Origin of the sequence: Tatumella saanichensis (genome assembly GCF_000439375.1) — a bacterium.
Classification (GTDB): Bacteria; Pseudomonadota; Gammaproteobacteria; order Enterobacterales; family Enterobacteriaceae; genus Tatumella; species Tatumella saanichensis.
This window is the reverse complement of sequence record NZ_ATMI01000041.1, coordinates 268,779-287,222: the sequence shown is the minus strand read 5'-3', so window position 1 is coordinate 287,222 and position 18,444 is coordinate 268,779. Positions and strand designations below refer to the sequence as shown.

At 49.0% G+C, this 18,444-nt stretch carries 16 protein-coding genes; 7 read left to right on the top strand and 9 right to left on the bottom strand.

Annotated features, from left to right (window positions below):
• Window position 1: 1 nt before the first annotated feature.
• The 6 genes from pilN to DW47_RS0112895 form a co-directional block, all read right to left on the bottom strand.
• Complete coding sequence (pilN, locus tag DW47_RS0112920) at window positions 2-1,642, bottom strand: PilN family type IVB pilus formation outer membrane protein (RefSeq protein ID WP_029686833.1); 1,641 nt, start codon at window positions 1,640-1,642, stop codon at window positions 2-4.
• A 7-nt stretch (window positions 1,643-1,649) separates the two neighbouring features.
• Complete coding sequence (pilM, locus tag DW47_RS16705; RefSeq protein ID WP_051150952.1) at window positions 1,650-2,042, bottom strand: type IV pilus biogenesis protein PilM; 393 nt, start codon at window positions 2,040-2,042, stop codon at window positions 1,650-1,652.
• Window positions 2,043-2,051: 9 nt separating this feature from the next.
• Window positions 2,052-2,435, bottom strand: a complete 384-nt coding sequence (locus tag DW47_RS16480; RefSeq protein WP_038027553.1) for a toxin co-regulated pilus biosynthesis Q family protein — start codon at window positions 2,433-2,435, stop codon at window positions 2,052-2,054.
• 795 nt (window positions 2,436-3,230) lie between these two features.
• On the bottom strand, window positions 3,231-4,382 hold the full coding sequence (locus DW47_RS0112905; protein WP_029686831.1) for a pectate lyase: 1,152 nt from the start codon (window positions 4,380-4,382) through the stop codon (window positions 3,231-3,233).
• Window positions 4,383-4,717: 335 nt separating this feature from the next.
• Complete coding sequence (locus DW47_RS0112900) at window positions 4,718-6,622, bottom strand: DNA topoisomerase III (protein ID WP_029686830.1); 1,905 nt, start codon at window positions 6,620-6,622, stop codon at window positions 4,718-4,720.
• Window positions 6,623-6,792: 170 nt separating this feature from the next.
• Window positions 6,793-7,341: an NAD(P)H nitroreductase gene (locus tag DW47_RS0112895; RefSeq protein WP_029686829.1), complete on the bottom strand. Its 549-nt coding sequence runs from the start codon at window positions 7,339-7,341 to the stop codon at window positions 6,793-6,795.
• A gap of 168 nt (window positions 7,342-7,509) precedes the next feature.
• Between DW47_RS0112895 and sppA the strand changes: the two genes are divergently transcribed.
• On the top strand, window positions 7,510-9,378 hold the full coding sequence (gene sppA / locus DW47_RS0112890) for a signal peptide peptidase SppA (RefSeq protein WP_029686828.1): 1,869 nt from the start codon (window positions 7,510-7,512) through the stop codon (window positions 9,376-9,378).
• Between the two features lie 124 nt (window positions 9,379-9,502).
• Window positions 9,503-10,516 carry an asparaginase gene (gene ansA, locus DW47_RS0112885; RefSeq protein WP_029686826.1) on the top strand — a complete coding sequence of 338 codons (1,014 nt, stop codon included), beginning with the start codon at window positions 9,503-9,505 and terminating at the stop codon, window positions 10,514-10,516.
• A 37-nt stretch (window positions 10,517-10,553) separates the two neighbouring features.
• Here the strand turns inward: ansA and DW47_RS0112880 are convergent, their stop codons facing one another.
• The gene (locus tag DW47_RS0112880) at window positions 10,554-10,841 is read right to left on the bottom strand and encodes a YeaC family protein (protein ID WP_029686825.1); all 288 of its coding nucleotides are present in this window, start codon (window positions 10,839-10,841) and stop codon (window positions 10,554-10,556) included.
• Between the two features lie 4 nt (window positions 10,842-10,845).
• The gene (gene msrB / locus DW47_RS0112875; protein WP_029686824.1) at window positions 10,846-11,259 is read right to left on the bottom strand and encodes a peptide-methionine (R)-S-oxide reductase MsrB; all 414 of its coding nucleotides are present in this window, start codon (window positions 11,257-11,259) and stop codon (window positions 10,846-10,848) included.
• A 332-nt stretch (window positions 11,260-11,591) separates the two neighbouring features.
• On the opposite strand from msrB, the gene gapA reads away from it, so the two are divergent.
• Together gapA and DW47_RS0112865 are read left to right on the top strand one after the other, a co-directional pair.
• Complete coding sequence (gapA, locus tag DW47_RS0112870; protein WP_029686823.1) at window positions 11,592-12,590, top strand: glyceraldehyde-3-phosphate dehydrogenase; 999 nt, start codon at window positions 11,592-11,594, stop codon at window positions 12,588-12,590.
• 80 nt (window positions 12,591-12,670) lie between these two features.
• Window positions 12,671-13,549, top strand: coding sequence for a D-hexose-6-phosphate mutarotase (locus DW47_RS0112865; protein ID WP_029686822.1), 879 nt, complete (start codon window positions 12,671-12,673; stop codon window positions 13,547-13,549).
• Window positions 13,550-13,619: 70 nt separating this feature from the next.
• Here the strand turns inward: DW47_RS0112865 and DW47_RS0112860 are convergent, their stop codons facing one another.
• The gene (locus DW47_RS0112860) at window positions 13,620-14,369 is read right to left on the bottom strand and encodes a MipA/OmpV family protein (RefSeq protein ID WP_241430746.1); all 750 of its coding nucleotides are present in this window, start codon (window positions 14,367-14,369) and stop codon (window positions 13,620-13,622) included.
• Window positions 14,370-14,727: 358 nt separating this feature from the next.
• Between DW47_RS0112860 and DW47_RS0112855 the strand changes: the two genes are divergently transcribed.
• The 3 genes from DW47_RS0112855 to DW47_RS17430 all read left to right on the top strand — a co-directional run bounded on the left by DW47_RS0112855 (window position 14,728) and on the right by DW47_RS17430 (window position 18,309).
• On the top strand, window positions 14,728-16,662 hold the full coding sequence (locus DW47_RS0112855; protein WP_029686820.1) for a PrkA family serine protein kinase: 1,935 nt from the start codon (window positions 14,728-14,730) through the stop codon (window positions 16,660-16,662).
• 71 nt (window positions 16,663-16,733) lie between these two features.
• Window positions 16,734-18,008, top strand: a complete 1,275-nt coding sequence (locus tag DW47_RS0112850; RefSeq protein WP_029686819.1) for a YeaH/YhbH family protein — start codon at window positions 16,734-16,736, stop codon at window positions 18,006-18,008.
• 202 nt (window positions 18,009-18,210) lie between these two features.
• Window positions 18,211-18,309, top strand: coding sequence for a YoaK family small membrane protein (locus DW47_RS17430; RefSeq protein ID WP_152473173.1), 99 nt, complete (start codon window positions 18,211-18,213; stop codon window positions 18,307-18,309).
• The last annotated feature ends 135 nt before the right edge of the window (window positions 18,310-18,444 follow it).

Below are 18,444 nucleotides of genomic sequence, written 5' to 3'. Positions count from 1 at the left end.
GTTACCCCATCAACACAGGTGTGATCAGGATAACCAAGGTCGATTTACTTTTACTTCCGCTGGCTCCCCCTCCCAACAAGAAGAAATGCGAGTGATCAACGCCCTGATGGTCATCGCTATTACTGACCGACTGATAACCGCTAAGGACTAACGTCTGCCCAGAGTTCATCAGCACCCGTTGAGTAAATGTTTTCATCCGAGTTTTCATTAATTCAATGGACGAACTTTGACTGGTAAATGTACGGAACGTCGGGTCATCTGACATATTGATAGCGAACTGCAATTGCATACGCGTTGAGTCGGGCATCAGATAAGGCAATATCGTCATATTTAGCCCCGTGGTAATGGTCGATTTACTGACACTGCTTGAAGACCCAACATTAGCGGTATTTTCAGTACTGGAGTCTGACGCATAATCCTGTTGAAGGGCGACCTGTACGGGGACTGCAGACAGGTTGGTGGTCATACTGGAAACCTGGGTGACCACACTGAGGTGTGTTTGTTCTGCCAGCGCCTGTACCAGCGCTGTGCTACCTTTGCCTTTACCGTCAAGGATCGAAATCCCACTGCTCATCATTTCACTGGCAGCATCCGCATAAGGGGAGGTCAGAGAGAGTCCCAAGCTACTGTTATTGAAGACGGCTTTCCAGTCTATGCCCAGTTGATCATTGTCCTTATTGTCTACGGTATAAACTTGTACATTAAAGACTACCTGACGATTGAGCTGAATATTACGATCATCAATGTAACGCCCTATATCACTCAGTACCCGCGGCGTGTCACGTACCGTCAGTTCACCGTCAGTTAGGTTCATTCGCCCTTTCCCTGGGGTGAGCATCATGGTAACCGTACTGGCGATATCTTTATAAAGACCGGATTTTATTTCCATGGTCGTCGCCTGTGAGGTCGTCCCTTGACCTTTCCCACTGTCAGCATTCCCGGTCGCAGAACTATTAGCCGCGGAAAGGCTGCTAGCGTTATCCTGCGATGAAGTCGTGCCACTGGCAGTACGGGCATAAAAGCTGGCATTATTATCCATAAACAGGATCGGGAAGGTTCGAGTCGTCAAATAGGAAATCACTACCCGATGGTCTACAAATTCCCAACTTAGCCCCAGACGTGCTGTAATCATGTCCAGTAGTCCGGAAGCCGGTCCCTGCCAAAAGAGATCACGCAAACTACTTCCACTACTGCCGGCACCTTGATTGAGTTGGTCGCTAGCCCCCTCCGGTAAGGGGTCACTTAAGGTCGGATCCTGACTGCTGTCAGCCTTACTATTCTGGGCCTGGCTTAGGGCATCTGACGTCACCGTCACCGGGATTTGACATTCCGAGGAGATCAGTGCAGCCAGATCATTCAGATTACTCGCTCCCGGGTGGTTGTAGGTAAGCTGGCAATAAGGAAGTTGCTGATGATTGCCTGCAGAAAGCGTCCTATGCAGGGGCTCGGGATTGATCCACTGGCTTTTTTCATCTATCACATATGAAGGATGCTCTCCAGCCATCAGCAATGCATCTGTCTGCGCAGTGATGCGGACGTTATCATTACCAACATTGTTGATCCTCTGCCAACTACTGCAACCTGAAAGCTGAATCAGACAAAGTGCTACCAGTGTTGGGGCGGAAACCTTCTTTATTTTCATGCCTATTTCATTCCTGATAGTAATAGATAAGGCTGCCGTCAGGGATATCGGCGGGTAATGTCAGCGCTACCGTAACCCCTTCAGGGTCTATCAGTTGCCCCTGATGTAGGCGCACGATCAATCGGCTATGTGCACTCTGTACCATCAGACACCCTGCTAACCCGGGAGTATCCGCAGTCCAAATAAAATGAGTGTCTGCAAGGGTACTAAAATGAATATCATGAACACTTCCGATTCTCTGACCCTCATGTTGTTGCCAGAGTGCAACCCATTTCAGGAAATCGTTCGCTTGCCGTTGGCAATTATTGGCATCAATTTTCCCAGCAAACTGCTGCGTAGGGGTATAATCGAACAACATTAACCCGCCGATAAATACCGACAGCAACCAGTAATAAATCATCGTTCTGCCCTAGCGAGTATCGATTACTATCAGGCATTGCTGCTGATAGATATGCGCATATAAAGGTATTTGTGCCCGAGCGTATAAGTGAATAATATTACTAATGGCCTGAAGGAAATTTTGATGGAAGATCAACGGTGCATCCACCGAGTAATCGACATTACTTTGCCAGTAAATTTGCCAGTGCGGCACATGACTAATCTGACACGATGTTGTCAACGCCCATTGGCTGAGTCCTTGTTTAAGCGTGATCCCCGGAACCATCTGGTAAAGAGTAATTTCTGGAGAGGGAAGCATGCCGTTAAGGTCACCTGAAGATACCTGGCTAGCTTGCGAAAAATTAAAGGAGATGATTATGGTCGCCATAAGTGAAATTAATAATTTTCCCAGCACAAGTTATTTCTCTTTTGTATAAAAGATAATTAATAGCACTAATTGCTAAGCCATTTAATTCATCATAAAGAGATGTCTTTACTTAATCAAACAAAAAATTACCTTATCTTTACGTTATGGGCTAATTAAGCTTATTACTCCAAAACACCTCAAGAAAACCCACCCAAAAAGCTGAATAGACGTTAATCAACCCATGATACAGAGATAAGAACCTCGTTAGGTAGCTAACTTTCATGGTCAGAATAAATGCCAGAGATAAGTATACCCTCCCTATCTTGATTTAATTTTAAATTAACTTATTTTATATTTTTTGAACATACTGAAATAAAAAACAGCGTTTGATTAGAAAATAAGATCTTGTCGATTAAAAATATCAATTATAAACTGCCTGGCATATTTTTCATGAGGGGAAATGAGTGAAGAAATCCACAATGGTAAGACTATCCTCTGAATTGTTCAGGCTAAGCTCGCCATTTCACCTTTTCTCTTACGCCGAGAATTAACTGATTTGAGGCCCTGTAATAGATAGGTACTAAATGAATAGCCTAAATCACAATATCGCAGTCAGCAGGCAGGTCGCGGATTTCAGGCAGTAAAAGCGTTAACCAGACTAGAAGGGTGTAGGTGGGTCTCGCGGAAATAGAGAGCACAAGGCACAGATCCGCTGGCATGGGTTGACAGGCTACAGGGTTTTCTACCTCAAAAAAATGGCGAAGGTGCCTCCTTCGCCATCTACTAAACTCCGGCAGTGGCTGCCGGTGCTAAGCCTGAGAAATGTATCTTGTAGGGTCGAGATTATTGCGGGCCGGCATTAGTTGTTACGTCACCGGGGACATCCTGGCTGTCTGTAACCGTATAACTGTAGGATACTGGGGAGGAGAAGGTTTTGCCGGTTGCTGATGTCCCTGTCGTCTGATCATAAGTGTTATTTTTTTCATAAAAATTATAGGCATAGCCACTACTGTCTTGCGAAATGGTATTCGTGTTATTGGTCGACAGGAAATAGTTAGACTCTGAGTATACCGTACTACCGCTGTTGATCTGCATAGCTTCATACTGTTTCTTGGTGTACGCGTTACCATCCTCAGCCGTATTGGTATCATTATCAGAATAGGTTTTACTGCCATCAAAATAGTTGCTGTAAAGGTGTACCCAACCCCGGAACAACGGGCGGCCGCGGACATTAGGCCCAATCCAGTTATGATGTAAGGTCACGTGAAGTTTTTGGGTCGCAACAAAAGAATCTGAGGAATTGGCACCGATCACCATAGCCAATCGCTCTCCGGCCAAATCGGTGTTATATCCAACCCAATTCCATACCGGGTCAGGCTGCATACTGACCCAATTATCAGTGAAATAGAAATGGTTATAAGAGAGCGTAACTTTGTCAGAACTCAGGGTGACACTCATCAAATCATCACTAGTATCATAAATAGTACAATGGGTGATTAACGCATTAGTGACACGCCTTAAAGAAATACCCTCATAATTGATACCGGCAGTCTTGGTCGTATCTGTCGCGCCAACCGTCTGAGTGGGCATAGCTTGAAGATCTGCGATGCTACCAAAAAAGGTAAGGTTAGCAATTTTAACATTTTGGATATTAGTGCCGGAAGACAGCAACTCACCGTCAAACTTTAGCTGGATATTTTCCAAGGACGCATGACCACCAGAAGCACCTTCAATCGTGGTATTGTTGTTATTTGCCGAAGTGAAATTCAACGTCGTCAAACCACTGCCACCATAAATAGCACCACTGATGATAATATGATGCTGACCACTACTCACCGCGGATTTTAATTCAGCTAAAGTCGTGACCGTCACGGCACTGTAAGAATCCCCTCCCGTCGTATCTGAAAAACCACCACTGCCCGCAGCAAATACATTACCGATAGGTGCTGATATTATTGCCATGCATAAAGTTAACAAGCTAATCTTTTTATTCACCCTATACTCCTTTCTTTATATATATAAAATCACCATCCACATCATTGTTATCAGGAAGACCCTACATTAAAAAAACCAGGATTTAAATAAAATATTTCATTAGATTTTACGATATTTTAAAAAATTTCAGACAGTAAATTATGAGCATAAGAAAATAATGGTAAAGGTGCGAGTGGATAAATTTATCGTATAGAGCGTCGCAGACAGCAGTTAAACACTCTTCACAATATAATGATTGGAATAAAAGAGATAAATAATTTGCGAAGAGTGGAGATATTAGGAGAAAATAAATATTTATGGTCCGCCATCGCGGACCGTAATATCAACGCGTGTATTCAGGCCTTGCGAGGTTTACGTGCTGGTTTTTTTTTACGGTCAGGTACTTTCCCAAGCCCTCGTAGACCGTCGAAACGCATCTGTCTTGCTTGGTTGATCAATGAGCCGAGACTTTCCTGCATTGGCTGCATAAATTGACCGTAGTTCATGCGTTTCTCCGAGATTGCGCCCAACTGAGATTCCCAATGTGCGGTCATATCTGGGCTGGCTGCCGGTTGTGGCAATGCGTTGATCAGTGCCTTACCGACCACTGTCGACTGGATATAACGTCCTTTTTTTTCCAGAAAACCTCGGCGAAACAGCAATTCGATGATGCCAGCACGTGTTGCTTCAGTGCCAAGTCCGTCAGTCTCACGCAGGACCTTTTTCAACGACTTATCCTGTACAAAACGGGCAATGCCGGTCATCGCTGACAGCAGAGTTGCATCGGTAAAATAGCGTGGCGGCTGGGTCTTTTTATCCACCACTTCACCATGTTCACACAGCAATTCATCGCCGCGACTGACTTCAGGTAACGGCGTACCGTCATTCTCTTCATCACGTTCTTTACTGCCAAGCAGCACCCGCCAGCCAGCTTCCGCCAAAAAGCGGGCTTTAGCCACGAATTTACCGCCGGTTATTTCAAGGGTAATCACACATTTGCGGAACACCGCGTCTGGGCAAAACTGCATCCGGTACTGACGTGCCACCAAGCTGTAGACGTTACGCTCATTTTCCGTCAACTTTACCTGCCCGCGACGGGCGGTAGGAATAATGGCATGGTGCGCATCGACTTTTTTATTATCCCAACAGCGATTACGTCGGTCAGTATCCAGTTCTTTGGGAGCTGGCTGATCAGCCAGATGGCTGCTGATTGCGTCTAAAACAGCATGCCGGTCAGCAAAATGCTCTTCTGGCAGATAACGGCAGTCCGAACGGGGATAAGTGATCAGTTTATGGGTTTCATACAGCCGCTGACAGACATCCAGCACAGTCTGGGCACTCAGCCCAAAGCGGCGTGCTGCCTCAATTTGTAAGCCTGATAAAGAAAAAGGCAGCGGTGCCGTTTCCTGCTCACGCTTATCCTGATAATCGGTCACGGTCGCAGGTTGACCCGCAATCCGTTTGCAGACATGCTCCGCCAGCGAGCGGTTGAGTAAGCGCCCTTCTTCATCCTGCCAAGACTCGCAGGCATCGCTGGGCACCCACAATGCTGTAAAACGCTGTTCGTCCGCCGCCAGAATATGCGCCTTTACTTCGAAAAAATCTTTTGCCACAAAATTTTCGATTTCGGCATCACGCTTAACCACTAGGCCGAGGACCGGCGTTTGTACGCGTCCTACAGAAAGTACTCCGTTATAACCCGCATTACGGCCAAACAAGGTATAAGCGCGGGTCATGTTAATACCATAGAGCCAGTCAGCCCGCGCTCGAGCCAGGGCAGATATACACAGTGGCGCAAAGTCACGATTATCGCGCAGTTTTTCGATCGCGCGAGTAACCGACTGGGGGTTAAGGTCATTGATAAGGCATCGTTGTACAGACTGTCGCTTTTCAGGACTTAGTTTGAGGTAGTCCAAGACTTCATCGACCAACAACTGCCCTTCTCGATCCGGGTCGCCAGCATGGACAACTGTGCTAGCCTGACTCAACAGTTCTTCGATGACTTTCAGTTGCTTTGCCACTTCAGGGCGCGGCTTAAGCTGCCACTTTTGAGGCACGATTGGCAGATCAGCTAAAGACCAGCGGGCGAATTTGGGGTCATAATTTTCTGGCTGCGCCTGTTCAAGCAAGTGGCCAACGCACCAAGTGACGATCTGATTATCACCGCAGGCAATAAATCCCTGTCCGCGGCGGTGTGGCTTAGGTAATACCTCGGCGATGGCCCTACCAAGGCTGGGTTTTTCGGCAATAAACAAACGCATTAACCGCTATCTTCCTATAGTTCCCGACATGGACAACCGGCTGCCGGGGATAAAAACTTGATCCTCCCACTGGAGGTTTACCGGCATGCCGGTGTATGGCATCCTTGTCAGCTAGCGAGTAACCGCGAACGCCGAGGGGCCATCATGCCAGAAAGGGTAGCCCCTTTCTCTCAGAAATGGCTGACAAACGGGGTACTGTCCAGAGGCGCTACAGGTGCTGCTTTTAACTGAGGGGTACCCAGATACAGAAAGCCCACCAGCTTGTCCTGAGGACGACAACCCAATGCCTCGCAGACCATGCTGTCTTCGGTCCAGGCACCACTACGCCAGATACCGTTAAAGCCTTGGGCCTGAGCTGCCATCTGCATCGCCATCACCGCACAGCCAGCAGAGACAACCTGCTCCCAGTGTGGGACCTTCGGATGTTCCTCGCAACGGGCGATCACTGCAATAATTAACGGTGCCCGGAACGGGGCATTTTTCGCTTTGTCGATCGCCTTCTCATCCAGTCCCTGACGTTGTGCAGCACTGACCAACAAATCACTAAATCGATCACGTCCTGCGTTTTCAATCATCACAAAATGCCAAGGCCTGAGGGTGCCGTGATCAGGTGCACGCAGCGCCGCTTGCACGATGTTCTCACGCGCATCACCCTGTGGCGCAGGTTCGGTTAAACGTGCCGACGAGCGACGTTGCAGTAATATTTCCAATGCGTCCATAACCACCTCTTGTGCGATAAATATCAGCTAAGTCTGGCATAACAATGTGATTTGTAACAGTCTGCGGTGATTTCCTGCTGACTTTTACAGCGCTGCTCTTTAGGATGTGCCCTGAATCCATCAGAATTCAGGCTGTCACCCAGCCTGCTGACACTTAACGGAGAAATTATGCGCACATTGTGGCGATTGATCAGCCGGCTGTTTTCGGTGGCTTGGCGGGTCATTAATTTTATCAGGGAGTTTATCCTCAACCTGTTTTTACTCGTACTGATCATTGCCGGTATCGGTATCTGGTTGCAGGTCAGTGGCGGAGGCAGCAGCTCATCAGCCAAAACCTTGACCGGCGGTGCACTGAAAATCGATCTAAACGGTAGTGTGGTCGATCAGCCTTCCTCACAGAACCGCCTCGGAAAAATCGGCCGCGAGTTATTGGGTTCACGCAGCGAAACGCTGCAACAGAACTCAGTATTTGATATCGTCGATGCGATCCGTCAGGCAAAAAATGACAGCAAAATAACCGGTATTGTCTTAGACCTGCGGGATTTTTCTGGTGGCGACCAACCGGCGCTGCGCTACATCGGTAAGGCATTACAAGAATTCCGTGAAAGCGGTAAGCCGGTGTATGCCTACGGTGATAATTACAGCCAAGCACAGTATTATCTGGCAAGCTTCGCCACCACCCTGTATCTCTCCCCGCAAGGGGCCGTGGATATTCACGGGATGGCGACCAACAGCCTCTATTATAAATCACTGCTAGATACCCTTAAGGTCTCCTCTCACGTGTTCCGGGTCGGTACCTATAAATCCGCGGTAGAGCCATATCTGCGCGATGATATGTCGCCAGCCGCCCGTGACGCCGACAGTCGTTGGATTGGCCAACTATGGGATAACTACCTAGACACCGTTGCGGCGAACCGCAAGCTGACACCTCAACAAGTGTTCCCAGGGGCGGATGCTTTGATCACTGCGCTCAAAGCGGTAAATGGCGACACCGCAACCTATGCGCTGAACAGCCGGTTGGTTGATGGCCTGGAGTCCCGTGCAGCAGTTGATCAGATCCTTACCAAAAAATTTGGCTGGGATGGACAGACCAAAGATTACCGTAATGTCAGTATCTATAACTATCCGTTGGACAGCACACAAAACAGCAAACCCGCTAATATCGCGGTAGTGGTTGCAAATGGTGCTATCGTTGATGGTGAATCAGCCTCTGGCAATGTTGGCAGCGACACACTGGTCCGCCAAATCCGTGCTGCCCGTCTGAATAAACACATCAAGGCGATTATCTTACGGGTAAACAGTCCAGGAGGTAGCGTCACCGCTTCTGAAGCCATCCGTGAGGAGTTAATGGCTGCCCGTGAAGCCGGTAAACCGATTGTGGTATCCATGGGTGGCGTCGCCGCCTCCGGCGGATATTGGATTTCTACCCCAGGCAATTATATTATTGCCAGCCCGACGACGTTAACCGGCTCTATCGGTATCTTTGGGGTGATCAATACCATCGAGAACAGCTTATCGACCATTGGTGTCCACACCGACGGTGTGTCCACTTCCCCGCTGGCAGATGTGACGATGACTAAGGCTCTCCCAACGCAGGTTGAGCAGATGATGCAGATCAGTATCGAAAACGGCTATCGTAACTTTGTCAGTCTGGTGGCGCAGTCCCGTCATAAAACTCCGCAGCAGATCGATGCAATTGCCCAAGGTCATGTTTGGACCGGCAGCGATGGTAAGGCCAACGGTCTCGTCGACCAGCTCGGCGATTTTGATGATGCCATTAATAAAGCAGCACAATTGGCAGGCGTGAGCCAGCCACAGCTGGAGTGGTATCAGGAACAACCCACCTTTGTCGACCAAGTTATCGATCAGATGACCGGCTCTGTCAGCGTAGTACTACCTGCTAGTGTCAAAGCATTTCTCCCTGCACCACTGGCAGAAGTGATGACCGACCTGCAGAAACAGCCGGGCCTCAGTGCACAGACCAGCGACCCTCAAAGCCGCTATGCATTTTGTATGAACTGCGGCGTGATGAACTGATCGCCAGTCATTACACCGGTTCCTTCCCGTACAGCCCCCGCAAGCCGGGGGCTGTTTTTCATCGTAATAGCTTTTATACTGCTGGCCTATTACGCTTCGTTTATTAATCGGATACCCCGTGCCCATGCAAAGAAAAAATATTTATGTCGCTTATACCGGCGGAACCATTGGTATGCAGCGTTCTGCTCAGGGCTATGTGCCAGTTTCAGGCCATTTACAGCAACAACTCTTGGCGATGCCGGAATTCCATCGCCCAGAGATGCCGGCCTTCAGCATTCATGAGTACCAGCCCTTGATGGACTCCTCGGACATGACTCCCCAAGACTGGCAGGTGATTGCCGATGATATTTATAAAAACTATCAAGATTACGACGGCTTTGTGATCCTGCATGGCACTGACACCATGGCCTTCACCGCCTCTGCACTCTCTTTTATGCTGGAAAATCTCGGCAAGCCGGTGATTGTCACCGGCTCACAGATCCCACTGGCTGAACTGCGTTCTGACGGTCAGCAGAACCTGCTGAATGCCTTATATGTGGCGGCCAATGCCCCAGTCAATGAAGTGACGCTGTTCTTTAATAACACCCTATTTCGCGGCAACCGCTCTACCAAAGCCCATGCCGATGGCTTTGATGCGTTTGCCTCGCCGAATCTGACTCCGCTATTGGAAGCCGGTATTCATATTCGTCGCCTGCATACCCCACCGGCACCGGCCGCTAACGGTCCGTTCAAAGTACACAACATCACACCACAACCTATCGGTGTAGTGACCATTTATCCGGGTATTTCGGCAGATGTGGTCAGTAACTTCCTCAGACAACCGGTCAAAGCACTGATCCTGCGCTCTTACGGTGTCGGCAATGCGCCGCAAAATCGCGAGTTTCTAACAGTACTGAAACAAGCATCCGAACGCGGTATCGTCGTCGTGAACCTGACGCAGTGTATTTCCGGAAAAGTCAATATGGGCGGTTATGCGACCGGCAGTGCATTAGAAAGTGCTGGAGTGATCAGTGGATTTGATTTGACTGTCGAGGCTGCCCTGACCAAGTTACATTACCTGTTGTCTGCGGGCTATCAGACCAACGAAATCCGTGAACTGATGCAGAGCAACCTGCGCGGTGAATTGACCCGCGACTGAGCCTACTAGCGGCCCGCTTTCGGGCCGCTGTTGTCCATTAATGGGTCTTGTTAAACCTCAATGGGATATGGCTGTCGTCAATGCCTAGCTCTTCCTTCAGCTCGCGGCGACTTTTGATCACCATTCGCCCCTGTTGATCGATGCTCAAATGCTCAGGGGTGTGGTTAAATTTCGACTGCCACAGCATGACCAGTTGCAAACTGTGCTCACGCTGCTGCGCGGTCAGAGGCGTTCCATCCGGCCACTTACCTGTTTCGCTAGCAGTCTGTAAACGCTGATACAATTCAGGTGTCATACCCGCCAGCACATTCTCTAAACTCTGCATTCAGTTACCCCGGCGTATTATTTCCCTGTGGATCAGTAAAACTTAATGAGGCAGAATTCACACAATAACGTTCACCGGTGGGTTGTGGACCATCGGGGAATACATGTCCCAAGTGGGAGTCACATTGCCCACACCGGATTTCGGTACGTTGCATCCCATGTGAACTGTCTTGCAGATAACGTATCGCTTCCGGCGAAACCGGCTGCCAGAAACTCGGCCAGCCACACCCGGCATCAAATTTAGTGTCCGAATAAAATAACGGCGCATTACACACCAGACAGTGATAAATCCCCTCTTCAGTATTGTGCAACAGAGCACCACTGAAAGGGGGTTCGGTGCCCCGTTCGCCGGTCACGTAACGCTGCATTTCGGTCAGAGGTCGGGAAGCAGTGTTTCCCCAAGGTTTATCATTCGACATCAAATACCTGCTTTTTGTCTGAAAATGAGATAGCGCATATTATAACAACTGAGTAACAATAATGGCTGCTATTTTGTGCTTAGCCTTGGAAAAAAGCGCTGACGATTATTTAACGTGATCTGAATCCCATTTTTAGCCTAGTCTATCTCGTGGCCATCAGCTTGAACGGAACGAGATGATGAATAATCCTTAACATTCCAAACCGTTAAACTCTGCTCGACACTTGATCTGCCACAAGGATTGACACGATTAAGCTTGACGATTCAGGTGGTTTTTGTAATTTTACAGCCAAGCTTTCATTCTTATTCAATAACCCATAGCTGGTGGAATATATGACTATCAAAGTAGGTATCAACGGTTTTGGCCGTATCGGTCGCATTGTTTTCCGTGCTGCGCAACAGCGTTCAGACATCGAGATCGTTGCCATCAACGACCTGCTAGACGCAGATTACATGGCGTACATGCTGAAGTATGACTCCACCCACGGTCGTTTCGACGGCAGCGTAGAAGTGAAAGACGGCGCGCTGATCGTTAACGGTAAGAAAATCCGTGTCACCAGCGAAAAAGACCCTGCTAACCTGAAATGGGACGAAGTGGGTGTTGATGTTGTCGCTGAAGCGACCGGCATCTTCCTGACTGATGAAACCGCGCGTAAACACATCACAGCCGGTGCTAAAAAAGTGGTACTGACTGGCCCGTCTAAAGACGATACCCCGATGTTTGTTCGTGGTGCTAACTTCGATAAATACAACGGACAAGATATCGTTTCTAACGCCTCTTGTACCACTAACTGCCTGGCACCGCTGGCAAAAGTGATCAACGATAACTTCGGTATCATCGAAGGTCTGATGACCACTGTCCATGCGACTACCGCTACCCAGAAAACCGTTGATGGCCCGTCTCACAAAGACTGGCGCGGCGGCCGTGGTGCCTCTCAGAATATTATCCCATCGTCTACCGGTGCTGCGAAAGCGGTCGGTAAAGTACTGCCAGAACTGAACGGTAAACTGACCGGTATGTCATTCCGTGTCCCAACCCCTAACGTTTCTGTGGTTGACCTGACTGTCCGTCTGGACAAAGCGGCAACTTACGAGCAGATCAAGACCGCGATTAAAGCAGCGGCTGAAGGCGACATGAAAGGTGTACTGGGTTACACCGAAGATGATGTTGTGTCTACCGATTTCAACGGTGAAGTTTGCACTTCTGTGTTTGATGCAAAAGCCGGTATTTCACTGAATGATAACTTCGTGAAACTGGTCTCTTGGTACGACAACGAAACCGGTTATTCACACAAAGTGCTTGACCTGATCGCACTGGTTGCGGCCAAATAATTCTACAGTAAGTCTGGATATTCTCAGGGGCGACTACGGTCGCCCTTTTTTTGTTTTTGAACACGCTGTGGAGGTGTAAGTTGCAAGACTCCTTATACAAATTGCCGGTCACAAGACAGTTAAGCCCCTGCCTTTCTATCCGACAGAAAGATGAGTTACCGCTATTGGTGATTAACCATCCACGGCTACGGGCGGTCATTGCCCTACAGGGAGCACAGCTAATTTCCTGGCAACCTGCTGGCCAGAAACCGGTGATTTGGCTCAGTGACAACAGCTTTTTCCAGAACGGGACTGCCATCCGCGGGGGTGTCCCGGTCTGCTGGCCCTGGTTTGGTGGTCAAGGTAAACCTTCCCATGGTTTTGCCCGTACTCTGCCTTGGACATTGATGGCCCATGATGAAAGTCCACAAGGGGTGATGCTGACCTTTGAACTGAAAAGCTCACCACAGACCCTTAGGTTGTGGCCCCATGAGTTCTCACTGATTGCCCGCTTCCGCTTGGGGGAACACTGTGAAATTGAGCTGGAAGCGCATGGTAAGCACACTTCCACGGGAGCATTGCACAGCTACTTCGAAGTAGAGGATATTGCTGGGGTGTCCGTTAACGGTTTGGGCAGCGCCTATACTGATAAAGTCCTTAATGATGCGCTAGGTGAATTGCAGGGGCCACAAACCTATCCTGGTCGAGTGGATCGTATTTTCACCGACGCGGCTAATCTCAATGTTATCGACGATAGCGTTGGGCAACGCCACATCGAAGTAAGTCACCAGTATAAAAGTGACGTTGTCACTTGGAATCCAGGCCCGGAACTCTCCTCCAGCATGGAAGATATGGCTGCTAATGGATACCGTACTATGGTGTGTGTCGAAACGGCCCGTATCAATCGACTGCTAGTCAGCAAAGCTGAAGCACCGGCGAAGATGGGTGTGATCATTAGGGTCGTGGCGGCTACGGCCTGAACGCCTCCCCGCGAAAGGCTATTGGGTGTCGCGGGGAGCATACGCCCCGCGCCCCTTGAACACAGCTTGCTTAGAAGGTGTAGCTGACGCCGGTCCAGAGCATGGTTTGCCCAGAACGCGCCACCAGCGGACTGTCTTTGACTTGATTGCTGAACCATTGATAACGCGCACCAGCTGCCAACCGCCAACGCTTGGAGAGCGGATAGACCGCACTCAGCTCCGCATAGGGGAGCCAGCTATCACTCGCCTGATATTCTGCCAAGCCGCTGCGGGCGGACTCTTGCCCGGAAATACCATAGTAATAATCAGTCTGATGGGCACTATTCCAGCTTAGCCCCAGTCCCGGATTCACAGCAACCTTGCCCAGCATTAACGGATAGTGCCAGTTGCTGTTCCAGATAAAGCCGTTGCTCTGATTGAGCAAATCCCCAACCAGCGAGGTCTTAAAGATCCCCCAGTCAGCCTGATGCTGCCACATTCCCCCGGCCATCATGGTTAAATGACGTTTATTCATCTGCTTAACTGCCGGATCATCACTACGGCTAGGGTTAAACTCCTGGCCTGACGTCGTGAGGATCACAGAGAATTGGTCTTCACTGCCTTTCCACAGGTAGTAACCGCCCTGCAAACCATTAACAAAGAAGTTATCACCTTGATAGTTAACCAGCGGCAGCGGATAAACACGGTTATCTCCCCCTTGGTAGGGTGACTGAACATAAAGCCCAGAGATGCCCAGCGTCAGTAGATTTTCTGCGGCTGAAACGGTGGCTGAACTGATGGCGAGGGCAATCATACCCAGCATCAGAAGACATTTTCTCACAATAAAATTTCCTTTTCACTGAGGGTGTAAAGCCCTCCATTATCAGCATTATTCATTGCGGACAACATCAGATGATCCCAATCCCTGCGAGCTGTTATAGCGGTTATGTGCAGGCTTAGCACGGTTTGTTATTGATATCTTGTGAAAACCTGAAAAATACCAGTGCTGGATTGTCGATCTCTGACTACAGTTAATCATAGCGGCTCAACACAATATTCCTCACCTTGGCTGTTTTTTCTCTCAACCCAATCTGGCATAAGGGTTGCTGTATCAGATAAGAGTCGTTCATTCTCGGAGCGAATTCTGCCGGAACTTTGCTCCTTTACCTGTGCTAAAAAATGAAAGGACGGGCATCGTTATGAATATATTCGATCACTATCGGCAGCGCTACGAAGCGGCCAAAGACGAAGAGTTCACCCTGCAAGAATTTCTTTCAATCTGTAAACAGGACCGCAGTGCTTACGCCAATGCGGCCGAAAGGCTACTCACCGCCATCGGCCAGCCTGTGATGGTGGATACCGCGCAGGACCCACGTTTGTCCCGTATCTTTTCAAACCGTGTGGTGCCCCGCTACCCGGCCTTTGAAGAGTTTTTTGGTATGGAAGACGCTATTGAGCAAATCGTTTCCTATCTAAAACATGCGGCTCAAGGACTAGAAGAGAAGAAACAGATCCTCTACCTGCTCGGCCCTGTGGGTGGGGGTAAATCATCGTTAGCAGAACGTCTCAAGGCGCTGATCCAGCGGGTCCCCATCTATGTCCTGACCGCCGACGGTCAGCGTAGCCCCGTCAACGATCATCCATTATGCCTGTTTAACCCAGCGGAAGATGCCGCGATCCTCGCGCAGGAATATGGTATTCCGCGCCGCTATCTTGGAACCATCATGTCGCCCTGGGCCGCAAAACGACTGCATGAGTTTGGTGGCGACATCTCACGCTTTAAGGTAGTAAAAGTCTGGCCATCTATCCTCGAACAATTGGCGATTGCTAAAACTGAGCCTGGGGATGAGAATAACCAAGATATTTCCGCTCTGGTGGGTAAAGTCGATATCCGTCAGTTGGAACACTATGCGCAGAATGATCCCGATGCTTACAGCTATTCCGGTGCCCTGTGCCGAGCTAACCAAGGGATCATGGAGTTTGTTGAGATGTTTAAGGCCCCCATTAAGGTGCTACATCCGTTGCTGACCGCCACTCAGGAAGGTAACTATAACGGTACCGAGGGGATCTCCGCCCTGCCGTTTAACGGTATCATCCTCGCTCACTCCAACGAATCTGAATGGGTACAATTCCGCAATAACAAAAATAACGAGGCATTCTTGGACCGCGTCTATATCGTCAAAGTGCCTTACTGCCTAAGGGTGTCGGAAGAGATCAAAATCTACGACAAACTGCTGTCCAATAGTGAATTAGCTGAGGCCCCTTGTGCGCCGGGAACACTGGAAACCCTGTCCCGCTTTATTATATTGTCGCGACTGAAATCACCGGAAAACTCCAGCATCTATTCAAAAATGCGGGTCTATGATGGTGAGAGCCTAAAAGATACCGACCCGAAAGCCAAATCCTGGCAAGAGTATCACGATTACGCTGGGGTAGATGAAGGAATGAACGGTCTATCGACCCGTTTTGCCTTTAAGATCCTCTCAAGGGTATTTAACTTCGACCATGCTGAGGTAGCCGCCAACCCGGTGCATCTGTTTTATGTGCTTGAACAGCAGATCGAGCGGGAACAGTTTCCCCAGGAGACCGCAGACAGATATTTGGAGTTCCTTAAAGGGTATTTAACCCCCAAATACGCAGAGTTTATCGGCAAAGAGATCCAAACGGCTTACTTGGAGTCCTACTCAGAATATGGCCAAAATATCTTCGACCGCTATGTCACCTATGCGGATTTCTGGATCCAAGATCAGGAATATCGCGACCCTGACACTGGCCAGTTGTTTGATCGTGAAGCGCTCAATGCCGAATTGGAGAAAATCGAAAAGCCGGCGGGCATCAGTAACCCTAAAGATTTCCGCAATGAAATTGTTAACTTTGTGCTGCGTGCTCGAGCACAAAATGGTGGCCGTAATCCTAACTGGACCAGCTACGAAAAACTGAGAACCGTCATTGAGAAAAAAATGTTCTCCAATACCGAGGAGTTGTTACCGGTCATTTCCTTTAACACTAAAACCTCCACGGATGAACAGAAAAAACACGACGATTTTGTCGACCGTATGATGGAAAAAGGCTATACCCGTAAGCAGGTGCGCCTGCTGTGTGAGTGGTACCTACGGGTGCGTAAGTCTTCATAATCCGTCACCGGGACAGCGGGAACTCCGGTTCCCGCTGGCCTCCCGTTTAACAGTGATGTCCGGGAGCAGCTATGTCTTATTTTATTGACCGACGACTTAACGGTAAAAACAAAAGTGCTGTCAATCGGCAGCGGTTTCTACGCCGTTATAAAGCACAGATCAAAAAGTCGCTCTCCGAGGCGATCAATAAACGTTCGGTGACCGATATCGGCCACGGTGAGTCGGTGTCTATCCCTATCGACGATATTCGTGAGCCTGCCTTCCATCAAGGTGGCGGTGGAGATCGTACCCGTGTCCATCCGGGGAACGATCAATTTATCACCCGTGACCGCATTGAGCGAAACCCGCCGGGAGGCAGTGGCGGCAGCGGACAAGGGGATGCCAGTCAACAGGGAGATGGTGAAGATGGCTTCAGTTTCTCTGTCTCCAAAGATGAGTACTTGGATCTGTTATTCGACGATCTGGAACTACCGAATCTGCAAAAAACTCACCAGCCGCAACTGACAGAGTTCAAAGTACATCGTGCTGGCTATACGGCCAACGGCGTCCCTTCCAATATCAGTGTGGTCAGATCCCTACAGAATTCTTTGGCGCGTCGTACGGCGATGACAGCGGCCAAGCGCCGTCGCCTAAAAGAGCTCGAACAGGCGCTAGAGGCCCTGCAACATCAAGAACCGGCGCAGTTACTCGAGCAGGAACAGTTACGATGTGAAATGGCGGAATTGAAAGCGGCCATTGCTCGGGTGCCGTTTATTGATACCTTCGATTTGCGCTACAAGAATTTTGAAAAACGTCCTGAGCCCTCCAGCCAGGCGGTTATGTTCTGCCTTATGGATGTCTCAGGCTCAATGGATCAAGCCACTAAGGATATGGCGAAACGTTTTTATATCCTGTTATACCTGTTCCTCAGCCGCAGCTACAAAAATGTTGAGGTCGTCTATATTCGCCACCACACTCAGGCTAAAGAGGTGGATGAACAAGAGTTTTTCTACTCACAAGAAACCGGTGGCACTATTGTGTCCAGTGCCCTCAAACTGATGGATGAAGTGATTAAACAGCGCTATGACCCACAGCAGTGGAACATCTACGCTGCTCAAGCCTCTGACGGCGACAACTGGGCGGATGATTCCCCCCTTTGCCATCAGTTGCTGGCAACACAATTACTGCCGGTTGTCCGTTATTACAGCTACATTGAAATCACCCGCCGTGCCCATCAGACCCTGTGGCGTGAGTATGAGCAGCTACAGCGTCAGTTTGATAACTTCGCCATTCAGCAGATCCGTGAGCCTGGTGATATCTACCCGATATTTCGTGAGCTTTTTCAGCGCCAAGTAACCTCCTCATGACCCAGTGTCTGGCCGGCAACTGACTGGCCAGACTTTCTGCGCTGAAATGCAATATTGATCACAGTTTTCTACCGGCCTGCAGTGATTTAATGCCCGTGATCGTCCGTTGTTCTTGGGTGAGAAAACTCAGTAAACGTCTGAACCTCCAAGGTCTCGACCACCTCACTTCGCCAACATCACCATGTATATGAGAGAAAACAGTATGAAGATCGGTTATCTTTTTCCATTGGCTATCATTGTTGCTGGCTTTGGCTTTTTGATTTGGTTTATTGCCAGCGGTACTTGGATCCCCGGTCAGTAATCTTCTGTTTTTCCGATATATTCACGGATTAATTGTGCGGTAATCATCCAGATACCTAATAAAAGACTCCATTTCTATCAATACATCGTTTATACCTTTGAAAATCTGACTAATCTCAGAAAAAAACGATGATTT

What these genes read in the sequence shown, in the direction of transcription:
- pilN (WP_029686833.1), bottom strand. Translation starts at nt 1,642, where the DNA reads ATGAAAATAAAGAAGGTTTCCGCCCCAACACTGGTAGCACTTTGTCTG.
- pilM (WP_051150952.1), bottom strand. Translation starts at nt 2,042, where the DNA reads ATGATTTATTACTGGTTGCTGTCGGTATTTATCGGCGGGTTAATGTTG.
- DW47_RS0112900 (WP_029686830.1), bottom strand. Translation starts at nt 6,622, where the DNA reads ATGCGTTTGTTTATTGCCGAAAAACCCAGCCTTGGTAGGGCCATCGCC.
- DW47_RS0112895 (WP_029686829.1), bottom strand. Translation starts at nt 7,341, where the DNA reads ATGGACGCATTGGAAATATTACTGCAACGTCGCTCGTCGGCACGTTTA.
- sppA (WP_029686828.1), top strand. Translation starts at nt 7,510, where the DNA reads ATGCGCACATTGTGGCGATTGATCAGCCGGCTGTTTTCGGTGGCTTGG.
- ansA (WP_029686826.1), top strand. Translation starts at nt 9,503, where the DNA reads ATGCAAAGAAAAAATATTTATGTCGCTTATACCGGCGGAACCATTGGT.
- DW47_RS0112880 (WP_029686825.1), bottom strand. Translation starts at nt 10,841, where the DNA reads ATGCAGAGTTTAGAGAATGTGCTGGCGGGTATGACACCTGAATTGTAT.
- msrB (WP_029686824.1), bottom strand. Translation starts at nt 11,259, where the DNA reads ATGTCGAATGATAAACCTTGGGGAAACACTGCTTCCCGACCTCTGACC.
- gapA (WP_029686823.1), top strand. Translation starts at nt 11,592, where the DNA reads ATGACTATCAAAGTAGGTATCAACGGTTTTGGCCGTATCGGTCGCATT.
- DW47_RS0112855 (WP_029686820.1), top strand. Translation starts at nt 14,728, where the DNA reads ATGAATATATTCGATCACTATCGGCAGCGCTACGAAGCGGCCAAAGAC.
- DW47_RS0112850 (WP_029686819.1), top strand. Translation starts at nt 16,734, where the DNA reads ATGTCTTATTTTATTGACCGACGACTTAACGGTAAAAACAAAAGTGCT.
- DW47_RS17430 (WP_152473173.1), top strand. Translation starts at nt 18,211, where the DNA reads ATGAAGATCGGTTATCTTTTTCCATTGGCTATCATTGTTGCTGGCTTT.